Consider the following 24,784-nt stretch of genomic DNA (forward strand, 5'->3'; position numbering starts at 1 on the left):
ATCCCTATGATGTAATGGAATATCCCTAAACAATTTGGAAATTACAAGTTTTTTGTTTATCTTTGCAGAAGATAAGCTGCATCTCAGCAAAATATTCAAGCAAGCTTGATATTCTGCATTCGGTTTGCATTATCTTTGCCAAAAATATTAACTTAAGAATATGACCAGAAGACTCATACACATTATTATATTGGGGCTATTATCAATATCCGGATATTGCGGAACACCCTATTGTGACATCAGAAAGTTCTCTATTCTGGATGGACTTGCTGCCAACAACATATCAGACTTATGTCAGGGAGCAGACAACATGATGTGGTTTGCTACCTATAATGGTCTGTCATATTATGACGGCTATACTTTCCACACCTTCCGCGACTTACCTGATAACCAAGATATCCTCAGTACGAACCGTATTCGCAATATCTTCCCTTGCACCAACTATGACCTTTGGTGTGTTACATACGACCGTCGCCTCTACGTATATGATACCCGTTTGTGCGACTTTGTAAACATAGAGGATCAAATCAACGAGAAGTTCAACATCCATCTTTATGCCGATAAAGTTTACCCCCTAAGTCCAAAAGCAAGTTGGATAACTACAGCTGACCACAAATACGCAATCAGAATTTCAGAAAAAGAATTTACAGACGACAATCCAAAACTCATCATGGGAGGAACTAAAAGCCTGCCAAGTGGAAATATCTGGTATATTACCGCCGACAAAAAGGGGCGTGAATGGATTTTTACAGACAAGGGTACTCACATCTATGGTACCAAATTCACCACTCCAATTCCATTTAAATGGTTCCGACAGGTAGGCAACACCATTTACCTGGCTACAACAGATGGCAGAGTTGCCGTCTTTGATGAAACCAGAAACCATATCTCCATGATTCCGATGCCGGAAGGAGTCACAAAAATCAATGAATTAAAAAATACAGGCTATCAACTCCTGATAGCCACCAATATCGGTGTAGTAGTCTATAATCCACGTACATTCAAATCTGAAGTTGTAAGTGTTCAGAACCCTAACCAGCCTGTAGCAGAAGTCAAGAAGATATACGTAGATAGCAAAGACCAGCTATGGGCATTTACTGACGGTATGGGTGTAACCATCATCAATCCGAATACATTGGAAAAGAAATGGTTGTTTGCAGACCAGGAAAATCCTGCTTTGCGTACTGTCAGTGAAAAATATTTCATCATGGAAGATGAACACAATACGCTATGGATGATACCTAATGGAGGTACATTCAGCTACTATGACAGAGCAAAAAAAGAATTAGTCCCTTATGTTTTGCAAAGCAACTCTCAAGGCAATGCAAGTATTCCAAGAATCACTAAATACGTAATTTCAGACCAAAAAATTCTTTGGGCAACGGGTATTCATGACCTTACACAAATCAACTTCAAATATCATGAATATACGCTGAGCCAAGTTGAAAATACAGAAAGCGAAGTACGCGCCGTCACACTTGACCATAATCGTAACTATTGGGATGGATTTATCTCTGGATATTTAAAGATTAGCAATGACCAGCATCAGAAGCTTGGCTACATCACCCCAAGTGGTCAATTATCACAAACACCAGTCCAGTTCTCCACCTGTGGCATCTATGCACTCTACGAAGACAGTCAGGAATACATGTGGATAGGAACAAAGGGAGACGGGCTCTATCTTTTGAAAGACGGAGAATTGCAGCATTTCACCCATAATCCGGCAGACCCATACTCTCTGCCTAATGATAGAATCTATGATATTGTAAGCGATAGACAAAACAGAATCTGGATTGCGACTTGTGGAGGATTGGCTATTGCAGAAAGAGTAAACGGCACCTATCGCTTCATTTCAAACAGAAATAAGCTCAACTGGTTCAAGAATGGGCTCTGCCAAAGATTACGCCGAATTACATGTACCAACAAAGGTACCATATTAGTAGCAACAACCGACGGACTTGTTACATTCTCCGACGAAATCAAGGATTATTCCAAGATTAAATTCTATCATTCTAATCATATTATAGGTGATACAGCTTCCCTCATGGCAAGCGATGTCAACTATACATTGGTTCGTTCTAACGGAGATACTTATATCTCTACATTAGGTGGTTGTCTGCAAATTACAACCAGTAAATCATTATTAGAAAATAATATAAGAGTCGAATTCGTCAAGAATATCAACCAGGACGAAGGTATCGTACAGAGTATGATAGAAGATAATGCAGGAAATATCTGGATTATCAGGGAATCCAGTGTCGATAAATTCAATCCAAACACAGGAAAAATAGATGTTTTTGGACCAAACGATTTTGATTTCCACATGACGTTTACAGAATGCCGCCCTTTCCATGATCCTTCAACGGACAAGATTACACTCGGTACCCCTATGGGGAGCATAACCTTTGATCCGAAGGTACTCAATAAGACTACCTATCAACCGAAAATACTGTTTACCTCTCTGCACTTCAACGGAGAGGCTCATACCATTCCTATCCTGCATAGGTCAAATATAGTCATTCCTTCTGACAAGAGAAATCTGACCATAACCTTTGCAGCACTTGACTATACCAGAAAGTATCAGACATACTATGCATATCGTCTGGAAGGTCATACACCAGAAGGCGTATGGATTCCATTAGGAAGTCAAAATATGATTGGTTTCAACCGCATTCCTCATGGTAAATACATCCTCAAGGTAAAAGCCACCAATACACATGGCGTCTGGAGTAAATATATCGCAGAACTCCCGATAGAAATCGAACCCACTTTCTGGGAGAGCATATTGGGAAAAGTCATTCTTTTCATATTGTTCATCTTAGGTCTTGGCTTAGTATTCTATATGTATAACAACCGACAAATACAAAAACTCAGCCATGACATGAGTGTACTGAAGAACCATTTCTTCAGCAATGCTTCACACAAATTGAGAACCCCTCTCTCTCTGATAGGCGGTCCAATAACAGAAGTGCTGGAAAATGAAGAAGGACTCTCAGAAGAAGGCAGAAACCTCTTGACTTTGGTTCAGAGGAATGCCAGAGAGACGTACCAGATGGTCAACCAAATGCTGAAGTTTGACAACAATAGCAATTTCTATGAAGATGGAGGTCTTGACAAAGATTCTCATGTAATCCAAGGAAATGGAGAGATAGAAGACTCAAATGCCAAGAACTACATAGAAGATGTAGCTTTAGACTCTGCAGAAGAATTTGAAAAGGGAGAAAAAGATATCACCATACTCGTGGTAGAAGACAATGCGGACCTACGCACCTTCCTGGATACAATTCTGAGAAAGGACTACAATGTATTACTTGCAGAAAATGGAAAGAGAGGTCTTGAAATGGCACGCAAATTTGTACCAGACTTCATCTTAACTGATGTTACCATGCCTATCATGGATGGAATCACCATGATACATTACATCAAACAAGACAGCAATATCTCCCATATTCCAATCATCATACTCTCTGCCAAGGCCAGCCTGGAAGACCACCTCAAGGGATTTGAAGAAGGAATCGATGGTTATCTGACCAAACCATTCTCTGCCACTTACCTGAAAGGCAGAATTGAAGCGGCGATCAACTATCGCAAGAGTCTGCAACAAGAATTGCTCAGAAATATTCATTTTGAAGACGAAACGCAAACGAGTCATAACACGACTGTTCAAAACAAAGCAGAGGAGCCTCAACGTATTACGATTGGCGAATCTACCATTAGCATACAGGATCATACCATCAAGAAAGTGCTGAAGTTTGTCTTGGAAAACATTTCTGATCCAGACATGAAGATAGACGATATTGCACAGGCCATGGGCATGAGTCGCAGTGTACTCTATGGAAAAATCAAAAATGCGGTAGGATTGACTCCTATTGATTTCGTCCGCCACATCAAAATTATGAAAGCCATCGAGATGTTACGGGATACTGATGAAACGCTGACCAGCATTGCATTCGCTGTAGGCTTCAGTGATCCGAAATATTTTTCTAAGGTGTTTAAGAAAGAAATGGGTATAATTCCAAGCGAATATAGGGAGAAAAACAAATAAAAACAGTTTGATATACCCTAAAAAACAAAAAATACACCATAAAAAAAGAAATTTATTATACTTTTGCATCAGTTCTTAGAAAAGTTAAATGATAGATTTTTTGTGAACTTCTTAAGATACAAGTAGTTATCCATACAGAAGTTCAAAAAACCCAGGGTTTGTGAAAATCCTGGGTCTTTTTATTTTCTAAGTTATTACTTTTTTAGAAAAATTATCAGTCATAATTTACTCTTCTAAAAGAAAAATAGTATCTTTGCACTCTAAAAGAAGAAATAAGAATAAAATATATAGATACAAACAAAAATGAGAACTGTTTACGAATTCTCTGTCAAGGACAGAAAGGGAAAGGATGTTTCCCTCAAAGAGTATGCTAATGAAGTATTACTCATCGTCAACACAGCCACAAAATGTGGTTTTACTCCACAGTATGAAGAACTGGAGAAATTATATGAGACCTATCACTCTCAGGGTTTTGAAGTCTTAGACTTCCCTTGCAACCAGTTTGGTCAACAAGCTCCAGGAACAGACGAAAGCATCCACCAATTCTGTAAACTTACATACGGTACAGAATTTTCTCGTTTCAAAAAGATAAAGGTAAATGGCGATGACGCTGCTCCTCTTTACAAATTCCTGAAGGAAAGCAAAGGATTTGCTGGTTGGGATGAATCTCATCCTCTCTATCCAGTGCTCGACAAAATGCTCAGCGAAGCTGATCCTAACTACAAAGAGAGTAATGACATCAAATGGAATTTTACTAAATTCCTGATTAACAAAAAAGGTCAGGTTGTAGCTCGTTTTGAGCCTACCACTAACTTTGAAGTAATTGCCAAGGCTATTGAAGAATGGCTGAGCAAATAACAGAAGTCTATCGCATTGATTGAAAGAATCACGGCTATATAAACAATAAAAAACGAGAATGCTTGTAGCATTCTCGTTTTTTTACCGACACTCTAACTAATGCGGTGCTTAGCCTTGACTTTTGGATAGCTGCTGTATCAGTTCTGCCGTCAGTCCCGTTATTTCCATCACAGTCGCTTCATCCATGCCCTTTGTCAGCATCTTCTTGGCAATCTCAAGGCTTTTCTTTTCCATTCCTTTCTTCATTCCCTTTTCCATTCCTTCAGCAATACCTTCACGCTTGGCGGTGTCTACGGAATTCTTGATGTCGCGATACGCTATCTTGCTGGCCTCGTACTCTCTCAATTCCTGCGGAGTAAACTTGGCAATCTCGGCTTCCTCGAAGAGGCGGTCGAAGACCTTGTCGCATAACTCCTTAGGGCGCTGGGTAAGCTTGTAGAGATTCTTCAGCGCATAGAGCCACTTGTCGTAAAGCGTCTCCAGTTCCGCCAGCGATTTGTTAAACTTGGCTATTTCTACATAGATGAACTCCAGCTTGTCGTAGAATACTTTATGAGTGGCGGTATCGCACAACTGCACACTATGGCGGATTTTTTCCTTTTCGAAGGCTTCCTCGTTCATGTCGAAGTTGAGCAGGGCAACGGTATATACATTGTTGAGTTTGAAATCCCAATCCTTCCCCTTTGGTGCCTGCTCACGGATTGGGAATGTGGAATAGAACAGGGAACGGTCCTTGAAATATGCCTGATAGGCATTCTGCATTTCTACGATGAACTTCTCGCCGTTTTCGCCCTCGCAATATACATCAAAGATGGCTCTGCGGTCGGTATAGACATCTCCCACATGCTCAGGGTTCAGATATGATACATCCTTCACAACCTGTTTGCCATCAAACAAGCTGTTGAGAAAACAAATCAGCAAATCCTTGTTCATTGCTGTTCCAAAAATTCGCTTGAAGCCGAAGTCGGTCAGCAAGCTGATATATCTTTCTTCTACCTGTCTCATACGCATTTCATTTTATTCCTTTGCAGGGATACGTTTTGATTTCTTTGTCTTGATACGTTTTATACTTTTGCAAAGATACTCTGAAATTTAGTAACTTCCAAATTTTTAGGCTGTTTTTTAGCTAAAATGAGTAAGGTTTTCAATATGAATAGCCGCTGGTGAAAAGCTATGAGAAGTGAAAGTCGCTACAAGAGGTATTTTCTCCCTGCCCACGCAAGAATTTTTCCGTGGGCAGGGAAAAATAAAAGTGGGTAGAGGGACAAAAAAACATATTAAATAGCAGTTGCTTTGCGTCACCTGAATCATATTGATAAAAAAGAAGAGGGTGTGTCATAAGTCTGTGACACACCCTCGTTCTTTTTCTATTTAGATATATATTTCCGACCATTGCTGATGACAAGACCATGATAGCTACCATCCACACGCAGTCCGTTCATATTGTATATCGCAGCTTTCGCAGGCTGCGGCTTTGACGTAACTACTGCACTGATGCCAGTGAGCACTTTCTGTGTGATATCCTCGAAACGGCCATTCTTCTTCTCCTTATGCTCATTCTCTGGAGCTTGATAGAAGCGATAATAGATATCGCGAGACACATTCAAGATATCCTCTGTCTGCGTTTCCTGATCACCATAGCTGAAGATGATATTGGTTCCATAAGGCAAAGAAATATGATAGAAGAGTTTGCCACCTATCATCCTGGTATCGGTCAGTTGATTGCCTGGCCATCCTCCGTTGTTTCCTTCACCCCAAGCAAAGAGGTAAGGCACACGATCCTCGTCGCAAGTCACATAGATGTTCATCTTGTCAGAAGGAGCCTCGCCACCACCCCATTGCTCAACAAGCCATGTGGCCTTTTGGCGCATATAGTTCTTAAAAACGGCAGCCTTGGCCAGTTCATCTTGGTTCTTGGCGACATTGCTGCTATTCTTCCAACATAGATAGTCGTTAGCTGCAGCATCGGAAATCTTTGCCGCCACACCATCAATATAAGCGTTCATCTCTGCATATTGATTGGCATAAAACTCCTGCCATACCTCCTTCACCTTGTCGCGGAAGTGCTTAAAATTCCAGGCACGATCAATGATAAACTGCTCAAACTTATCTCCCTGGAAGATAAAATGACGGAAATTGGTTTCATTATAAGCATTACCAAAGTCCCATACAGGGCCAAAAGTCCACTTGGTATCTGCACCTTTTTGCTTGTAGAGATAGCAACTGCCATGAAATCCCTCCTCATCTTGCAACAGCTCACGCACGATATACACCTTTGCCAAAGACTCGATGTCTACATACTTTTCCCATTCCGTATCGTTTTCATTATTGCTACAGATAGCCTTGGCGATGGCATTCCACTGTGTCTGCAAATAGTTCTCTTGCTCTGCGGAGAGCGCCTCTGGGGTATGATAAGTAAGCACCATGTTCTGGCTGCCCAACTTCACATTGATATGAGGATCTGTATCATAATTGTCTATCTCCACGAGCCATCCGCCCGTGATAGCCTCAGGATCAGTCGCCTTGTCAGCCTGCTCTACGATGTTAACTCGTTTTTTATCAACCCGTATCTTTTCGGTTACGAAATACAAGCCCTGATATTTTCCATTGAGCACCAATTCAACAGGTTGTGAATCTGTGGTATAAGGCAAGCCCACACGACGGCTCAATTCATAGCCTACCAGATTGCGGAGAAAACCCAAATCATCATCGGCACCAGCCATGAGCAAGAAGTGCTTGCTCTTCACCATACCCACAGGGCTCACCTTACTATCAAACTTCAAGCGATAAGGTTTCTTGTCAAACCCTTCCCACGTCCAGTTACCACGTCCTTTAATTATCAAGGTTTCTGGTTTATCTGCAGAAGCCATATTCTCATATCCCTCCAATCCCAAGGCATCAATATAGGCCGTGGCTGACACATAAGTTTCTTTGGAAGTGATAGGCTGTGCATCCTGAGTGTTAACATACATGACGGGTAAAGTCCCCGATGGTTTCAAAGCTGATGTCATGGTTGGATCTGTTGCGGCATGGACAGCAGACAGACTGCCCAAGTTGCACATCACAACGAGCAGCAACAATAGTAACTTTTCTTTACTAAACATAAAATATAAGTCTAATGATTCAAAATTTCAAGTTATAACAAGTTATTAGAAGCAGAAAGAGAAGGCGCATCATTGCCTGATGAAGTTGCGCCTTCTCTCACATATATATATTGAAAAATCAGCATAAGCACACTTACGCCTTGGCCTACATCTCTACCTGTGGCACATCCTTGAGGAATTTTTCTATTTCTTCATCGCTGACAGAATAGTTTTGCAAGTCACCATTGATATAACTGTCGTATGAAGGCATATCAATAAGACCATGTCCTGAAAGACAGAAGAGAATAACCTTCTTCTCGCCTTTCTCCTTAGCCTTGAGCGCCTCGCGAATAGTAGCAGCAATCGCATGACAGCTCTCTGGCGCAGGAATGATACCCTCGGTACGAGCAAAGAGCATACCAGACTTGAATGACTCCAACTGTGGAATATCTACACCATGCATATATCCGTCCTTAATCAACTGAGAAATAATCATACCGGCACCATGATAACGCAAACCGCCAGCATGGATATTCGCAGGCTTGAAATCATGACCCAAGGTGTACATTGGAAGCAATGGTGTATAACCAGCCTCATCACCAAAGTCGTATTCAAACTTACCACGAGTCAACTTAGGGCAGCTTTCAGGTTCTGCTGCAATAAATTCAGTATTCTTTCCATCCTTAATCTTATGACGCATGAAAGGGAAGGCGATTCCACCAAAGTTACTACCACCACCAAAACAAGCTATCACAGTATCAGGATACTCACCAGCCATAGCCATCTGCTTTTCTGCCTCCAGACCAATGACTGTCTGATGAAGAGCCACGTGATTTAACACAGAACCCAAAGTATATTTACAACCAGGAGTTGTTGTAGCCAACTCTACAGCCTCACTGATGGCAGTACCTAATGAACCTGGATGATGAGGATCACGGGTAATGATGTTTTTACCAGCTCTTGTACTCATAGAAGGAGAACCCTCTACTGTAGCACCAAAGGTACGCATAATACTGGAACGATATGGTTTTTGCTGCATGGTAATCTTTACCTGATAAACAGCCGCTTCCAATCCATAGAGTTTGGCAGCATAAGACAAAGCAGCACCCCACTGACCAGCACCCGTTTCTGTTGTGACATTCGTATCACCCTCTTGCTTACAATAGTAGCACTGAGGAAGAGCAGAATTAATCTTATGTGAACCTAAAGGGTTGGTACTCTCATTTTTGAAATAGATATGAGCAGGAGTACCTAAAGCCTCTTCCAAAGCATAAGCACGAACCAGAGGAGTAGAACGATAGAAAGTATATTTTTCCAATACGTCTTCAGGAATATCTATCCACGCATGCTCCTGATCCAATTCCTGCTTGGAACATTCCTTATTAAATATATGTGAAAGATCATCAGCATTGAGAGGCTGGTGAGTCTGAGGATTCAATGGAGGCAATGGCTTATTAGGCATATCTGCCTGAATATTATACCACTGTGTTGGGAGTTCACTCTCCTGCAAAATAAATTTCTTCTGTCTCATGTGATATCATTTTTATATTAATTATTATGTCTTTTCTTACATTTTGTTAATAGATAAATTCATTTTGCGACAAAATTACAAAAAACATTTGAGATAAAAGAAAAAACGGCAATATTTTTGCTTTTTATCTGAAAAATATCGTAAAACGGCAGAAAATCAGTTAAAACAAGAGGCGTTGTGAAACGCTATTCATCATCTTTTACTTATACAAAAAACTACAAAATTCATACAAACGATAAATTTATGCCCCGTTTATTGCTCAATATCATTCAATATAGATACAGCTTGCTCTACACTCCTGATACCAGAAATACGCAAGTAGCGCTTGTTGCTTTTCTCTTTCAAGTTGCACATCCTCACATGTTTGGTTACATAATCCAACACCTTAGAGAACATGACACTCCTGTAAAAAGGACTCTGCACATTGCTCACAAACTGTAATTGAAGAACATTTTGCTTCAGCATCATCTTCTCGCATCCCATACGCTTGCCCAATCTACGCAGGGTAACCACATGCATCAGTTCTTCGGCCTCATGAGGCACTGGACCGAAACGATCTATCAATCGCTTTTTATAAGCAGCCAGATCATCATCATTCTCTATACAATCCAATTCCCGATATAAAAGCATTCGTTCACTACTACCAGGAACATACGAATCAGGGAAATATATCTCCAAGTCGCTCTCCACAGAACAGTCATCTACAAAGTCGTCACCCGTGAGCACCTTACTTTGATCCAAGTCTTCCTGATACAAATCATTGAATTCTTCATTCTTCAACTCGGTCACAGCCTGCGACAAGATCTTCTGATAGGTTTCATATCCCAAATCTTCCATGAAACCACTCTGTTCAGAACCCAACAAGTTACCTGCTCCACGAATATCTAAATCCTGCATGGCAAGATTAAATCCACTTCCCAAGTCACTGAAAGTTTCCAACGCCTCCAAACGTCTCCGAGCCTCAATTGTCAGTACGCTTTTAGGGGGTGCCAACAAATAGCAAAACGCCTTTTTGTTACTTCTGCCAACTCGTCCTCTCATCTGGTGCAGATCACTTAAGCCGAAATGATGCGCATCATTGATAATGATCGTATTGGCATTGGAAATATCGATACCATTTTCCACAATGGTTGTAGAAAGCAGCACATCATAGTCATAGTTGATAAAGCCCATGATAATCTTTTCCAACTCCTCAGGCTTCATCTGACCATGTCCGATGACAACTCGACAATCAGGTACATGTTTCTCTATCAGGAGTTTAATCTCCTGAAGTTTGGAAATCCGATCATTGACAAAATACACCTGTCCATTACGACTCATTTCAAAATTGATGGCATCAGCAATCACTTCTGAAGAAAAACTGGTCAGCTCCGTATGGATCGGATAACGGTTAGGTGGCGGTGTACGCATGATACTCATATCTCTTGCTCCCATCAGCGAGAACTGGAGGGTACGAGGAATAGGCGTAGCACTCATGGTCAGCGTATCCACGTTGACCTTCATCTGGCGCAGTTTCTCCTTTGTACCTACTCCAAACTTCTGTTCCTCATCAATAATGAGCAAACCTAAATCTTTCCATACAACCGATTTGGAAATCAATTTATGCGTACCTATCAAAATGTCTATTTTACCATCCTTTAAGTCAGCCAAAATCTGTCGGGTTTCCTTTGCAGATCGGGCACGGCTCAAATATTCTACCCTCACAGGCATTCCCTCAAGACGCGACTTGAATGTCTGATAATGCTGAAATGCCAAAACGGTAGTAGGAACCAGTACTGCCACCTGTTTACTGTCACAAGCAGCTTTAAAGGCCGCACGAATGGCTACCTCCGTTTTTCCGAAGCCAACATCTCCACACACCAGTCTGTCCATAGGACGGGAACTTTCCATATCAGCCTTCACCTCCATGGTAGCCTTATTCTGGTCAGGCGTATCTTCATAGAGGAAAGAAGCTTCCAACTCATGTTGCAAATATCCATCCAGACTAAAAGCATAGCCCTTTTCATGACGACGCTTAGCATACAACTTAATCAGGTCGCGTGCTATATCCTTGATACGCTTCTTTGCCTTTTCCTTCATCCTATCCCAGGCACCAGTACCTAAGGTAGAAAGACGAGGAGGTTCACCGGTATCGGCACTTCTATATTTGCTGATTTTGTAGAGCGAATGGATAGAAACATCCACTTTATCGTTATTCTTATAGACGATGCGTATCATTTCCTGATAGCTTTCACCAGTAGGAACACGAACCAAGCCGCCAAACTTACCGATTCCAAAATCCACATGTACGATAAAGTCGCCCGGTTCCATTTCCTGCAACTCCTTCATCGTAAGCGCCATTTTACCAGCACGAGCAGAATCAGAACGCAAGTTGTATTTATGAAAACGGTCAAAAATCTGATGATCTGTAAAGAAACAGCATTTTTTGTCAGAATCCACAAACCCTTCGTGAATGGTTTTATCTACAGGAACAAAAGAAATCTGATAACGTTGCAAATCTTCACTATCAAAAATATCCTTCAATCTTTGCTGCTGTTTCTGACTGTCAGCTAAAATATATAAAGTATATTTCTGAAGGAGATAATCCTCAAGAGTTTTAGCCAACAATTCAAAATTCTTATGGAATAAAGGTTGTGGCTGGATATTAAAATGAATGCAAGCAGAAGACTTACCTTCTCCCTCCAAAGCATTTGGATTTTTATCCACATGCCCCATTTCTATGCGCACTCTTTCCGCCAATCCCTCTTTCAACTGAGTCGTAGTACAGAGATTCAACTCTTTCTTCATCCGCTGTCTGATTTGCTCAGCCTCCATTTCTGTAGCCCCTTCCAGCTGTTCTGCCAAACTTTGAGCTGAGAAACCATCATGATAAATCTGTTCGATACGATCATGAAGAAAGACGAAATCCTTCATGGCAACAATTGTATCCTCACCCAAAAAAGAAAATATCGGTTGTTTTTCACTTTCAAGAGAAGATAATTCAGGCACAATCTCTATACATTCCCTCTTAACTTTCGACAACTGACTTTCCACATCAAAGGTACGGATGGAATCGATCTCATCTCCGAAGAAATCTATACGAAAAGGAAATTCACAACTATAAGAATATACATCCAGAATACTACCACGGACAGCAAATTGTCCTGGTTCATAAACATAATCAGTCTCCTCAAAGCCAAAATCTCTCAGCGTATGCACAATATTGCTCAAGGCAATCTCTTGAGAAACAGAAAGTTTAAGTATGCGCTCATCCAGTTTCTTTTTGGTAACAACCAATTCTGCCAAGGCATCAGGATAAGAAACTATAAATAAATTTCTATTTTGCGATAAACGAGCCAAGACTTCCGTTCGAAGAATTTCATTGGCAGCATCTTTTTGCCCATACTTGATAGCACGACGATAGCTGGAAGGAAAGAAAAACACATTTTCCTGTCCCATCATTTGTGTCAGGTCGTGATAAAAATAGCCAGCCTCATCAGCATCATCCAAAACAAAAAGTACGGTTTGTCCTAATTGCTGATATACAGACGCAAAAAAGATTGGTGCAGAAGAACACACCAATCCCTTAAGGGAAATCATTTTAACCTGTTTTTTCCCCAATAAATCCAAAAGGGCCTTCGTCTGTGACGAATGCCCGTAAATATTTTCAATCTCTTGTATGGTCACGCTTTTTAGTTTTTCTTAGGATACTTCTTAAACCAGCCATCCAAACGAAGGCGCATTACACCAAAGAAAGCCTCTCCAAAGATACCTCCATTCATCTTGCTCACACCCTCGCGACGGTTGACGAAGATAACAGGTACCTCTTTGATCTTAAATCCTATCTTATGAGAAGTGAACTTCATCTCGATTTGGAAAGCATATCCTTTGAAACGAATTTTATCCAATTCGATGGTTTCCAACACCTTGCGACGATAGCAAACGAATCCTGCCGTTGTATCGTGCACCTTGAATCCTGTAACCAGACGAACATACTTGGATGCGAAATAACTCATAAGGACACGACCGATAGGCCAATTAACCACATTGACGCCCGAAACATAACGAGAACCTACTGCAACATCATATCCTTCATCATGAGTAGCAGCATAAAGACGTGGCAAATCATTAGGATCATGACTAAAGTCAGCATCCATTTCAAAGATAAAATCATATCCCTGTTGGAGCGCCCACTTAAAGCCTGTGATATAAGCAGTGCCTAAACCTAATTTACCAGAACGCTCCAAGATATGAAGACGTCCATTAAACTCACCCGCCATCAGATTCTTGACAATAGCAGCCGTACCATCAGGACTTCCATCGTCAATCACAAGAATATCAAATTGCTTTTCGAGCCCAAAGACTGCCCGAATGATCTTCTCTATGTTTTCCTTCTCATTATAAGTAGGAATGATTACTATGCTATCGCTCTTCATAATAGTTTTTATTAATCAAGTACCAATAATTCTTATAGTTAAATATGATATGCAAAGATACGACTTTTATCACAATTCCACTATATTTTTGATTATTTTTTCATTTATTGGTCAGGATTTTCTACAAAACCCTGATATTCCTTGTCTAAACCATTCATAATTGCCTCATAACTCTCCGTCATCTGATGCTTAATATTGTCAGCACCTCTGCCTATAGGAGCTATTGGCTTATGTATAGTCAACTTCAACGGATGCCAAAACACCCAAAAAATATCTTTCATACGCGGCTTCACCTGAAAACTTCCATTGATGGTAAGAGGACAAACCGGCAACTGCAGTTCGTCTGCCAACATAAAAGCACCTCGACGGAAAACACCCATATGACCGGTAAAAGTTCTGGCACCTTCAGGGAACACCACTAATGACATTCCCTCCTTGAGTTCTTCACGAGCCTTGTCATAGGAAGCACGGATTTTGGAAGGTCCGCTCTTATCTACGAAGATATGATGAGCATACTCGCAAGCCACTCCTACCAAAGGAATCTTACGAAGACCTTTCTTCATCATCCACTTGAAATTACGTCCCAAAAAACCATATATCAGGAAAATATCAAAGGCTCCCTGATGATTGGCTACAAAAACATAGCTCTGCTTTTTCTCCAAATTTTCACGTCCTTCTACCTTTACAGGCAACAGGAGAATACGTATCCACAACTGTGACCAGATCTTACCAGGATAATATCCCCAGAAATGACCATTACCTAACATACACCCCACAACTGTGGTAATACTCGTAATAATACTTGCCAATACCAAGATAGGCAAGCACACCAATAATTGGTATAAACGATATAAATATTTCATAATCTCAATATTTTTTACGCTGATAATACTTTTATATGGTAATTCTTATTTTCTCTTTAATGTGACAACTACGATCTCGGCGGTAGCTCCTATACGAATAGGAATCACGCCACCCAATCCGGCAGTCGTAAAGAGCTGGCAACCTTCACGCTCATACAAACCATAGTCATAACTGGCAAACATGGTTGGTCGGATGCCCAAGACCTCAACTTGTCCTGCATGAGTATGACCGCTGAATGTCAATTGTGGTGCCACTAAAACCGTATCTTTAGATCCATACACCTCATTAATTTTAGAAGGAACCATATCTTTCCACTGCGTTGGTATATGCTGGAGCATCAAGATAAAATTTCCCGGTTTGATGGATTCAAGTGATTTCGCCACACTTGTCCGCTTCGGTTTATCATAATTTTCCGTTCCAGCTATATAGATGGAATCCTGTCCTCTATACACCACCCGATGTTCATTATTCAGCAGTTGCCATCCTAAACTTCGCTCAAAATCCTGTACCCTTTTCTCTATTTCAACCTGTTCATCAGGATCTGCATCAACATAATAACTATAATCGTGATTGCCCAAGATACTATAAACTCCATCCTTTGCTTTCAACGAACGAAGCATCTGATAATAAGGTACTAATTCTGAAGGATGTGCATTTTGCAAATCACCCGTAAAGCAAATCATGTCAGGATGCTGTGCCTGAATGCTGTCAATATCCCGCTGAGGAATATCCGATCTCCAACCATAATAGGAGCCGAGATGGAAATCACTAAACAGGACTATTCTATACCCATCGAAGTTCTTTGGTAAATCAGACAGATATATGGTAACTTGTTTCACTTCCAGCTTACGGAAGCCTAAAGTAAATCCATAGACAAACGTCACGAAAGCCACAATAGCCAAAACGAGTCCAACCGTTCGTCCCCAATTCTTCTCTAAATGAAAATATCTTTTGCAGCACCATCCTAAGGAACTGCAGAAAGCAAAGACAAACTCCGGCACAGCACAGACCGCCATCAGAGCGAACCAGATATCAACCAGCAAGGGATTTTTCGGTACAAAGTTTGGCAGAAAAGCCAAATATACACTATATCCCAAAACTATCATAGCAGGAATCCACAACAGAAACCTTTTTCTACCAGTTACCTTCTGGAATTCAGTCTTGAATATCCATAAATAAGGCAACATAGTACCCAATATAATGGGTATAAGTATTCTATATATCATTTTTTCATCAAACTTGATTGCAAGAATCGCCGCATGAGTTCCACTGGAATACCACGTCTATTTGCATAATCTCTCAACTGATCCTCCCCTATCTTTCCCAGTTCAAAATAATGTGCCTTTGGATGAGAAAACATCAAGCCCGACACACTGGCATGGGGCGTCATCATACCACTTTCAGTAAGTCTGATACCAACCTCTTTCATCCCAAGAATTTCATCCAGGAGAAAATTGATACTGGTATCCGGCATGGAAGGATAGCCCACTGCAGGGCGAATACCCTGATAGTCCTCTCTAAGGAGCTGCTCCATCGTCAACTTTTCATCTGCAGCATATCCCCAGAAAGTAGTTCTAACTTCCTGATGCATACGCTCAGCTGTAGCTTCTGCCAACCGGTCACTAAGCGTTTGTGCCAACATCGACTGATAATCATCATGACGATACAACTCCACAATTTCCGCATCAACCGTAGCACAAAAGATACCCAAGCAATCCGTCTTTTCCATATAGATGGGGCGCAAGAAATCTGACAGACACAAATTAGGTTGCCCATCCGCAGAAACCTTTTGCTGACGGAGCATGGGAATACGAACCTCCGAGCGAATGGTCTGACCGTTGGTTTGATCATTCAAATCATCGATTAAGACGATATCATCCCCATCACTACAGGCTTTCATCAATCGAAACAAAGCATGAGTATGATATTTACCATACCAAGACTTCAACATCAGAAGCGCCTCCTGTTTCATTTTTTCTTTTTCGCCTGCAGGCTTACCACTCAGTCCCCAAGCATGAAAGAAATAGAGCCAATTGATATACGGTACTATATCCGCAATATCGTATGTCAAAACCTTTTTCAAAATCTTAGAATTTATGATTTTCTAAAAGTAAGTTCTTCACCACGATAAGCCTCATCAAACTCTCCCTTATTATATATAAGGTGTCCATTACAGATCGTTTGCTCCACTTGCCATTGGTATTCATGTCCCTCCATAGGACTCCACCCGCATTTACTTTGGATGATTTCTTTCTGAACAGTCCAAGCAGTATGAGGGCGAACAATGACAATATCTGCCTGATAGCCCGGACGCAAAAAGCCACGTTTGTCCACATGAAAGAGTTTGGCAGGACAATGAGACATCACCTCTACCATTCTTTCAATAGAAAGAACGCCTTCGTCCACCAATTCCAACATACTTACCAACGAGAATTGCACCATCGGCATACCCGAAGCAGCCTTGGCACAACCACCCTGCTTGTCTTTCCATTCATGAGGAGCATGATCAGTGCCAACAACCGAAATTCGTCCATCAGCCAAAGCCTCACGTAATGCCTGCCTATCTTTCACTGTCTTAATAGCAGGATTACATTTGATGAAAGCTTTCTTGTCTGCATAATCCTCATCCGAGAAATAAAGATGCGCAATGACAGCTTCACCCGTAATATTCTCATCTTTTCCGAAGAATTCAAGTTCACGAGCGGTAGTCACATGCGCAATATGCAGATGAGCCCCAGACTCCTTTGCCAATTTAACAGCCAGGCTACTACTTTCGTAACAAGCCTCAGCACTACGGATTTCCGGATGGAATTTCACATCAGGATCTTCACCATATTTTTTCTGATAGGCAGCCATATTGCGATTGATGATGTCAGTATCCTCGCAATGAGTCATCACAGGCAGTCCCAATTTCTTGGCTTTAACAAATATCTGTTGCAAAGACTCATACTTATCCACCAGCATATTGCCCGTGCTGGAACCCATAAAGAGTTTAATACCCGGAATACGATGAACATCCAATCTATCAAATGAATCTACATTATCATTGGTTGCACCAAAAAAGAAACTATAGTTAACATGACTTTTCTGAGCACCTAATGCAAACTTATCCTCCAAAGCCTCCAAAGTCGTAGTTTGAGGATTGGTATTAGGCATTTCGAAGTAAGAAGTCACACCACCAAAGGCGGCAGCTCTACTCTCGCTCTCAATATCAGCCTTACGTGTCAAACCCGGTTCACGGAAATGCACATGATCATCTATCACACCAGGCAAAACAAAACACCCCGAGGCATCAATGACTTGATCATAGATTCCACGAGGTGCCTTACCTTCATATATTTCTTCAATTTGTTCACCATTGACAACAAGGTCGCCCAAGAAAGAGCGTCCTTCATTGACAATAGTTCCGTTTTTTATTAATGTTCTCATCATAATTCTACAGATTAATTACCGAAGCCATTACCTTCCGCAGCCTGATTCTCCGGAATAGTAGGTTTAGCCAGATCATTAGCAGTTGGAGCCGGAGCTGCATTCGGATCCACTTGAGGTGCTTGCATTGCAGAAGCATCCTGTCCTGCATCTCTTGTACCATTCATAATCTGCTCATTTTCCTGAGCCTTCTGATAATAATCCTTCACGTATGGATCATTCTTGAAATGCTCAGTAGCCTTACTCATGATATCCTCAATCCAAGGAGAAAGCATCGGGTATTGATTTCTCATGGTTACCATGAAGAATACTCCAGGACCCAAGACATTATCAAAATTCTCGGTCACGAAAGAAGTGACCAGTTTATCTTCCTGATCAGCCAACTGAATAGCTTCCTCGTTCAGTTTTCTTGTTACCATCTCCATATCACTACCATTCATGATAGCCTGGTCATGCTTATGCACCAATTCCATCTGCTGGTTCTGCAACTGCTGGTATTTCTTGAAGAATTTAAACAGTTTATCATTCAAAGGAGTGCCGCTAACTATCTGTTGAGCATCATCTAATTTCACATTAATGTCACCGCTCTCCAGCACCAATGGGAGGACAGCCTCATCATCCATGAAGATATTAGCCATTCTCACAGAATCCAGATTTCCGTCAAAATGGAATTGACCATGCACAACATCACAGGAATCAATATTTTTAAAATCATTGTTTTTCAGGATTTTCAGGTATAGCATCCTTCCATCCAATGTACTTACATTAGACGTACCTTGGATATTGTAGCTATTGGCACACGATGTCATTGCCAACAAGGTGATAAATGCATAAAGTATCTTATTCATAATCTGTCTGTATTTCGGGTAACAAAAGTACAATCTTAAATTGAAGTACGGAAATAAATTTATGCTATTTAATTGAATATCGTCTGTATTTAGTATTTTTTGGCATTATTCCTTCTCCAGTTCACGGGAAATACGATGTGTCGTATATAATTCCAACAAAGCTGCGATAAGCAGCAGAAGCACCCACTTATTATAAAAGTAGGTGATATACGTCTCATAGTTGGAAAACCAATTACGGGCAAAAGCATATACCGTATCAACCATAGAAATGCCCGACAATATAAAACAAATATCCGCCATTGCCTGTATGCGCTTCAGACGATGAATGACAAACGATTTTCCTTCGTATAACTGCATGGCTTGTATCACACTAAAAAGCACCGTACCTACTAAGAATACCCAACAGGTATAAAGCAACATTTTAGGATAGATAAATCCAAACGCATAGCAACCTGCACCGACAACCATCAGCACGCCACCCAAGAGGAATATGGCACTCTGAATTTTACTCAACTGTTTCATTTTCTAAATCTTCTTCGTTATTATTATTAGGCAAATCGGTGCTCAAGACGAAGATATCCTCATCGTCTGCCTTCATGAAATAGTTTTCTCTGGCTATTTTCTGATAAGCCTTCGGATCCACGCGCATTTCCCTCAGCAGTTTGGTGTCTGCCTGATAACGCGCAGTATATTTTTTTATCTCAGAACGCAAATTATTGATCTGAATCTGGTATTTCACATGCTGGTAGATACTATTGTCATCAATTGCACCTACTACCAAAACACCCACTACAATCACTATAAGATACTTATAATGAGAGAGATAGCCCCATATTACACCTAATTGTTTACTCATTTATTTCGATATTTGTTTGCAAAGATAATATTTTTTTGTTATCTTTGCATCATCATTTAAGAAAAAATAATGGAAGAATATATTGTTTCTGCAAGAAAGTACCGTCCGATGACCTTCGATACGGTGGTTGGACAGAGTGCTTTGACAACAACTTTAAAGAATGCGGTGAAGAGTGGAAAGCTCGCTCACGCATACCTTTTTTGCGGTCCTCGTGGTGTCGGAAAGACTACCTGTGCCCGTATTTTTGCCAAGGCTATCAATTGCGAGCATCCCCGTGAAGACGGAGAAGCCTGCAATGAGTGCGAAAGTTGCACAGCTTTCAACGAGCAGCGCTCATTCAACATCTTTGAGCTTGATGCCGCCAGCAATAATGGTGTAGAGCAAATCAAGGCTCTCATGGAGCAAACCCGCATCCCGCCACAGATTGGCAAGTACAAAGTGTTTATCATCGATGAGGTACACATGCTGAGTTCTGCTGCCTTCAATGCATTCCTCAAGACATTGGAGGAGCCACCATCGCATGTCATCTTTATCCTGGCGACCACGGAGAAGCACAAGATTCTGCCTACCATTCTCAGTAGATGTCAGATTTACGATTTCGAGCGAATGACCGTTCCTAACACGATCAAGCATCTGGCTATGGTAGCAGAAAAAGAAGGAATCAAATATGAGGAACAGGCTTTGGCCGTCATCGCAGAAAAAGCCGATGGCGGTATGCGCGATGCACTCTCTATCTTTGACCAGGCTGCCAGTTTCTGTCAAGGCGACATCACTTATAAAAAGGTAATCGAGGACCTGAACGTTCTGGATAGCGACAACTATTTCAACTTGGTTGACCTCGCTCTCTCCAACAAAGTGAGCGAGATGATGGTGCTGCTGAACAATATTCTCAACAAAGGTTTCGACGGAGGCATTCTTGTCCAAGGTCTTGCCCAACATGTGCGTAATGTCATGATGGCAAAAGATCCCCAGACTCTGCCACTCTTGGAAACCAGTGAAGAGCAAAAGGCCAAATTCCAGGCACAGGCTCAAAAAGCCCCTACACCTTTCTTATATAAGGCACTAAAAATCATGAACGACTGCGATGTTCAATACCGCCAGAGTTCAAACAAGCGCCTGCTGGTAGAACTGACCCTCATCCAAGTAGGTCAGATAACGCAACCAGAAGATCAAGATGTGCCAGGTGCGGGGCGTACGCCCCATAGATTAAAATCCCTGTTTCAGAAATTGATTGCTCCCCTTAAACCTGCTTCTCAGGGTGCAGGTAAAGAGCAAGTTGACAGCAAGAAGGTTGAAGCCGTTCCTGCTGTCGGGCATTCTATTGCCCAAAAATCCGAGACTAATGAAACTGCCTCAGCGAAAGATACTTCTACAACAAGCAACAAGCCAAAGGGAAGTATCAAACTTGGCAGTATCGGCATGACGTTCAAGAATCTTAAGAAACACAAAGAAGAAGACAAAAACAATTATTCTGCCATCAGCGACACAACAGAAACTGCGTCAATAGCCGAAGATAAAAAGCAACCTTTCGATAATGAGCTTTTATACGGTCAATGGATGAGTATGTGTATGAGAATGCAAGGTATCAACGAACTGTATGGTTTGTCACAACGCCTGAAAATGCTAACTCCCAAAATCACAGATTATCCTTCGGTGGAAATCATCATTGATAATCCGATACTTCTTGATCAAATCGGAAAAATCAAAAACCGCATCAGAAGTACACTCGTATTAGGATTGAACAATGACGACATCATTATCAATTACCGTGTAGCCAAGCAAGAAGAAATCGGAAAGATACGTAATAAACGGGAAATCTTCGATGACATGAAAAAGAAAAATCCTGCACTTGACAAATTGGTACAGGAATTCAAATTAGTCATGGCATAATTCAGCTATGGCAGATTTTTCAAAACAATAATTTAAAAAAACGAGAAACTATTTTTTAAGATAAACTAAAAAATCCTATGGATAAAGCATATCGAGCTACATCCATAGGATTTTTATTTTAGATCAGAGTCATACCATTTTCCTCACATTCCTTGCGCATTTCATCAGGCCAGATACTTGCCTGTATTTCACCAATATGCGCCTTATGAAGCAAGACCATGCAGAGGCGGCTTTGTCCTATACCACCACCGATACTCAAAGGCAACTTATCATTTAAGAGTTGCTGGTGGAAATAGAGTTTCTCGCGATCTTCCTTACCTTCAAGTTTTAACTGACGAAGCAAGCTTTCCTTATCCACACGAATACCCATGGAACTCAACTCAAAACTACGCTCCAGAACCGGATACCAGATCAGAATATCACCATTAAGGCCCATCTTTCCATTCTCGGCAATAGTACTCCAATCGTCATAGTCAGGAGCACGTCCATCATGCTTCTTACCATCACTCAACTTACCACCAATACCCTCTACGAATACTGCGCCATATTTCTTGCAGATAGCATCCTCTCGCTCTTTAGGAGTCTTATCAGGATACATGTCAAGCAAATCTTGCGCATGAACAAAATGAATCTGTTCTGGCAAGAAAGGCTTCAACTGTGGATAATGCTCACAGGTGAGATATTCAGTACGGCGGATAGCAGCATAAATGCGACGCACCACGCCTTCCAAGAATGCCAAGTTGCGATCTTTCTTTTCAATCACAGCCTCCCAATCCCACTGGTCAACATACAGAGAGTGGAGATTATCGAGTTCTTCGTCAGCACGAATAGCATTCATATCGGTATAGACGCCATATCCAGGTTCTATTTTATATTCAGCCAATGTCAATCTCTTCCATTTTGCCAGAGAATGAACCACTTCTGCTTTAGCATCTCCCAAATCTTTGATAGGGAAAGTTACAGGACGTTCCACTCCATTGAGATCATCATTAATACCCAAACCTTTCAATACGAAAAGAGGAGCAGTCACACGACGCAAACGAAGTTCTGTGGAAAGATTTGCCTGAAAGAACTCCTTAATCAGTTTGATTCCCATTTCGGTTTGGCGCATATCAAGAAGTGCCTTATAGCCTACTGGTTTTATTACATTACTCATAATATATATATTTTTTCTTTGTTTTTATGTATTTAGGGACAAATGAAATGCAGGTTAGTACGCCTGTTTTCTATTTGACGGTGCAAAGGTACTAAATTATTATTAATCTGCAAGCGTTTTTCTATTTTATTTTTCAAAATGATAGGATTTTTAATATTTCACTATCTATTTGCACTATTTTCGTATCATTTTCTCTTTATTATCCTAAATAAAAAGTCTTCCCTACGCCTCTCAATAAGTTTTTTTACTCAAATATTTGGTTATTTCAAATAAAATCAGTAATTTTGCAAACGTATCTGCAAACTGTATATATGGAAGAGATTTTGCATATATATAATAAGGTATGAATATCTTGGTCTCGTAGCTTAGTTGAATAGAGCGTTTGATTCCGGTTCAAAAGGTCGTGGGTTTGAGTCCCACCGAGATCACACATTCTCTATCCAGGGAATACACTTCCCTCAGAAACGGAATATCATCCTGAATCAGAGAATTATCACATTATTTAGTTAAAAACATGGACTTAGTAGAACGTTTTATAAACTACACAAAATTTGACACACAGTCGAGCGAAGATTCCGACAGTGTGCCTAGTACGGCGAAACAGTTAGAGTTCGCCAAGTATCTTAAACACGAATTGGAAGAGGAGGGGCTTAGCGATGTAGAGATGGACGATATGGGTTACATCTACGCTACATTGAAAGGCAATACCAAGAAAAAGACACCTACCATCGGATTTATATCTCACATGGACACCAGTCCAGATGCAAGTGGCAAAGACATCAAGGCACGCGTCATCCGCAACTATGATGGCGAAGATATTGAATTGAGTCCAGGCATCTTCTCCAGAGTCGATAAATTCCCAGAATTAAAAGCTCACAAAGGCGAGGACATCATCGTAACTGATGGCACGACCCTTCTTGGTGCAGACGATAAAGCAGGAATTGCTGAAATCGTACAGGCTATGTGCTATCTCAGAGACCATGATGAAATCAAGCACGGAGATATACGTGTAGGTTTCAACCCTGACGAAGAAATCGGAATGGGTGCTCACCACTTTGATGTTGAAAAATTTAGCTGCGACTGGGCTTACACCATCGACGGAGGCGACCTCGGCGATTTGGAATACGAAAACTTCAATGCCGCAGCTGCCAAGATCCGCATCAAAGGTGTGAGTGTACATACGGGTTATGCTAAGGGTAAGATGATCAACGCAAGCAGACTTGCAGTGGAATTCCAAAACATGATACCAGAGACCGACCTTCCTGAAACCACAGAAGGTTATCAGGGCTTCTACCACTTGCTGGGCATTGAAAGCCACTGTGAAGAAGCTAAGTTGGCTTATATCATTCGCGACCACGACCGTGATAAATTTGAAGATCGCAAAGCATTCATTGCTGACTGCGTGAAGAAAATCAACGAGAAATATGGCGAAGGAACATGTGGGGCTGAGATTTACGATCAGTACTACAACATGAAAGAGAAAATCGACCCTAACATGCATGTCATCGACATCGTCTTGAGAGCGATGCAGGAAAATGGCGTTCCTCCACGCGTAGAACCTATCCGTGGCGGTACCGATGGAGCACAGTTGAGTTTCAAGGGACTTCCTTGTCCAAACATCTTTGCAGGCGGCGTCAATTTCCATGGCCCACATGAGTTTGTCAGCATCCAGGTAATGGAGAAAGTAGTACAGACCATCGTGAAGATTGCAGAAATCACAGCAGAATACAACGACTAAGCTTCGTATCAATCATAATAATCTATAATCCCAGAAAGCATGAATGCTGATGGGACTATAGATTATTTTCA

General features: G+C 41.2%; 17 protein-coding genes and 1 tRNA gene. 5 read left to right on the top strand and 13 right to left on the bottom strand.

All coding sequences use genetic code 11. The annotated features are described in order from the left end of the window. The first annotated feature begins 160 nt into the window (after positions 1 to 160). Positions 161 to 4,045 (top strand): response regulator, encoded by a 3,885-nt coding sequence (locus EXN75_RS00500; protein ID WP_246031243.1) that lies wholly within the window; start codon positions 161 to 163, stop codon positions 4,043 to 4,045. A gap of 303 nt (positions 4,046 to 4,348) precedes the next feature. Beyond that, complete coding sequence (locus EXN75_RS00505; protein WP_134842367.1) at positions 4,349 to 4,903, top strand: glutathione peroxidase; 555 nt, start codon at positions 4,349 to 4,351, stop codon at positions 4,901 to 4,903. Between the two features lie 108 nt (positions 4,904 to 5,011). Here EXN75_RS00505 and EXN75_RS00510 read toward each other — a convergent pair whose 3' ends face one another. The 12 genes from EXN75_RS00510 to EXN75_RS00565 form a co-directional block, all read right to left on the bottom strand. Continuing rightward, entirely contained in the window at positions 5,012 to 5,908 is an 897-nt protein-coding gene (locus EXN75_RS00510) for an Rpn family recombination-promoting nuclease/putative transposase (RefSeq protein ID WP_456242899.1), read from the bottom strand. Positions 5,909 to 6,270: 362 nt separating this feature from the next. Further along, positions 6,271 to 8,007 carry a CotH kinase family protein gene (locus EXN75_RS00515; RefSeq protein WP_134842369.1) on the bottom strand — a complete coding sequence of 579 codons (1,737 nt, stop codon included), beginning with the start codon at positions 8,005 to 8,007 and terminating at the stop codon, positions 6,271 to 6,273. A 145-nt stretch (positions 8,008 to 8,152) separates the two neighbouring features. Continuing rightward, complete coding sequence (locus EXN75_RS00520; RefSeq protein WP_134842370.1) at positions 8,153 to 9,517, bottom strand: TrpB-like pyridoxal phosphate-dependent enzyme; 1,365 nt, start codon at positions 9,515 to 9,517, stop codon at positions 8,153 to 8,155. A 252-nt stretch (positions 9,518 to 9,769) separates the two neighbouring features. After that, positions 9,770 to 13,183 (bottom strand): transcription-repair coupling factor, encoded by a 3,414-nt coding sequence (mfd, locus tag EXN75_RS00525; RefSeq protein ID WP_187349058.1) that lies wholly within the window; start codon positions 13,181 to 13,183, stop codon positions 9,770 to 9,772. 5 nt (positions 13,184 to 13,188) lie between these two features. Beyond that, positions 13,189 to 13,932, bottom strand: a complete 744-nt coding sequence (locus tag EXN75_RS00530; protein WP_118118400.1) for a polyprenol monophosphomannose synthase — start codon at positions 13,930 to 13,932, stop codon at positions 13,189 to 13,191. A gap of 104 nt (positions 13,933 to 14,036) precedes the next feature. After that, positions 14,037 to 14,795 carry a lysophospholipid acyltransferase family protein gene (locus EXN75_RS00535; RefSeq protein ID WP_022110891.1) on the bottom strand — a complete coding sequence of 253 codons (759 nt, stop codon included), beginning with the start codon at positions 14,793 to 14,795 and terminating at the stop codon, positions 14,037 to 14,039. Positions 14,796 to 14,840: 45 nt separating this feature from the next. Further along, positions 14,841 to 16,022, bottom strand: a complete 1,182-nt coding sequence (locus EXN75_RS00540; RefSeq protein WP_134842372.1) for a metallophosphoesterase — start codon at positions 16,020 to 16,022, stop codon at positions 14,841 to 14,843. Further along, positions 16,019 to 16,879, bottom strand: coding sequence for a vitamin B12 dependent-methionine synthase activation domain-containing protein (locus EXN75_RS00545; protein WP_134842373.1), 861 nt, complete (start codon positions 16,877 to 16,879; stop codon positions 16,019 to 16,021). The genes EXN75_RS00540 and EXN75_RS00545 overlap by 4 nt, the downstream gene beginning before the upstream one ends. An 11-nt stretch (positions 16,880 to 16,890) precedes the next feature. Beyond that, positions 16,891 to 18,225 (bottom strand): dihydroorotase, encoded by a 1,335-nt coding sequence (locus EXN75_RS00550; protein WP_134842416.1) that lies wholly within the window; start codon positions 18,223 to 18,225, stop codon positions 16,891 to 16,893. Positions 18,226 to 18,239: 14 nt separating this feature from the next. After that, positions 18,240 to 19,073, bottom strand: coding sequence for a DUF4369 domain-containing protein (locus EXN75_RS00555; RefSeq protein ID WP_134842374.1), 834 nt, complete (start codon positions 19,071 to 19,073; stop codon positions 18,240 to 18,242). 105 nt (positions 19,074 to 19,178) lie between these two features. Continuing rightward, positions 19,179 to 19,595 carry a hypothetical protein gene (locus EXN75_RS00560; RefSeq protein WP_134842375.1) on the bottom strand — a complete coding sequence of 139 codons (417 nt, stop codon included), beginning with the start codon at positions 19,593 to 19,595 and terminating at the stop codon, positions 19,179 to 19,181. Next, positions 19,579 to 19,929, bottom strand: coding sequence for an FtsB family cell division protein (locus EXN75_RS00565; protein WP_022110885.1), 351 nt, complete (start codon positions 19,927 to 19,929; stop codon positions 19,579 to 19,581). Before EXN75_RS00565 ends, EXN75_RS00560 begins: the two co-directional genes overlap by 17 nt. Positions 19,930 to 19,998: 69 nt before the next feature. On the opposite strand from EXN75_RS00565, the gene EXN75_RS00570 reads away from it, so the two are divergent. Next, positions 19,999 to 21,819, top strand: coding sequence for a DNA polymerase III subunit gamma/tau (locus tag EXN75_RS00570; RefSeq protein WP_134842376.1), 1,821 nt, complete (start codon positions 19,999 to 20,001; stop codon positions 21,817 to 21,819). A gap of 118 nt (positions 21,820 to 21,937) precedes the next feature. Here EXN75_RS00570 and asnA read toward each other — a convergent pair whose 3' ends face one another. Next, positions 21,938 to 22,975 (bottom strand): aspartate--ammonia ligase, encoded by a 1,038-nt coding sequence (asnA, locus tag EXN75_RS00575; RefSeq protein WP_134842377.1) that lies wholly within the window; start codon positions 22,973 to 22,975, stop codon positions 21,938 to 21,940. Positions 22,976 to 23,329: 354 nt separating this feature from the next. Here asnA and EXN75_RS00580 point away from each other — a divergent pair. Both EXN75_RS00580 and pepT read left to right on the top strand, forming a co-directional pair. Continuing rightward, positions 23,330 to 23,403 (top strand) — tRNA-Arg (locus tag EXN75_RS00580). Between the two features lie 86 nt (positions 23,404 to 23,489). Further along, positions 23,490 to 24,713, top strand: coding sequence for a peptidase T (pepT, locus tag EXN75_RS00585; protein WP_134842378.1), 1,224 nt, complete (start codon positions 23,490 to 23,492; stop codon positions 24,711 to 24,713). Positions 24,714 to 24,784 lie beyond the last annotated feature (71 nt).

The sequence above is a fragment of the Segatella hominis genome, from assembly GCF_004535825.1.
Lineage (GTDB): Bacteria > Bacteroidota > Bacteroidia > Bacteroidales > Bacteroidaceae > Prevotella > Prevotella hominis.

Coding starts and splice junctions, on each gene's coding strand:
- EXN75_RS00500 (WP_246031243.1), top strand. CDS start 161: ATGACCAGAAGACTCATACACATTATTATATTGGGGCTATTATCAATA.
- EXN75_RS00505 (WP_134842367.1), top strand. CDS start 4,349: ATGAGAACTGTTTACGAATTCTCTGTCAAGGACAGAAAGGGAAAGGAT.
- EXN75_RS00510 (WP_456242899.1), bottom strand. CDS start 5,908: ATGAGACAGGTAGAAGAAAGATATATCAGCTTGCTGACCGACTTCGGC.
- EXN75_RS00515 (WP_134842369.1), bottom strand. CDS start 8,007: ATGTTTAGTAAAGAAAAGTTACTATTGTTGCTGCTCGTTGTGATGTGC.
- EXN75_RS00520 (WP_134842370.1), bottom strand. CDS start 9,517: ATGAGACAGAAGAAATTTATTTTGCAGGAGAGTGAACTCCCAACACAG.
- EXN75_RS00530 (WP_118118400.1), bottom strand. CDS start 13,932: ATGAAGAGCGATAGCATAGTAATCATTCCTACTTATAATGAGAAGGAA.
- EXN75_RS00535 (WP_022110891.1), bottom strand. CDS start 14,795: ATGAAATATTTATATCGTTTATACCAATTATTGGTGTGCTTGCCTATC.
- EXN75_RS00540 (WP_134842372.1), bottom strand. CDS start 16,022: ATGATATATAGAATACTTATACCCATTATATTGGGTACTATGTTGCCT.
- EXN75_RS00550 (WP_134842416.1), bottom strand. CDS start 18,225: ATGAGAACATTAATAAAAAACGGAACTATTGTCAATGAAGGACGCTCT.
- EXN75_RS00555 (WP_134842374.1), bottom strand. CDS start 19,073: ATGAATAAGATACTTTATGCATTTATCACCTTGTTGGCAATGACATCG.
- EXN75_RS00560 (WP_134842375.1), bottom strand. CDS start 19,595: ATGAAACAGTTGAGTAAAATTCAGAGTGCCATATTCCTCTTGGGTGGC.
- EXN75_RS00565 (WP_022110885.1), bottom strand. CDS start 19,929: ATGAGTAAACAATTAGGTGTAATATGGGGCTATCTCTCTCATTATAAG.
- EXN75_RS00570 (WP_134842376.1), top strand. CDS start 19,999: ATGGAAGAATATATTGTTTCTGCAAGAAAGTACCGTCCGATGACCTTC.
- asnA (WP_134842377.1), bottom strand. CDS start 22,975: ATGAGTAATGTAATAAAACCAGTAGGCTATAAGGCACTTCTTGATATG.
- pepT (WP_134842378.1), top strand. CDS start 23,490: ATGGACTTAGTAGAACGTTTTATAAACTACACAAAATTTGACACACAG.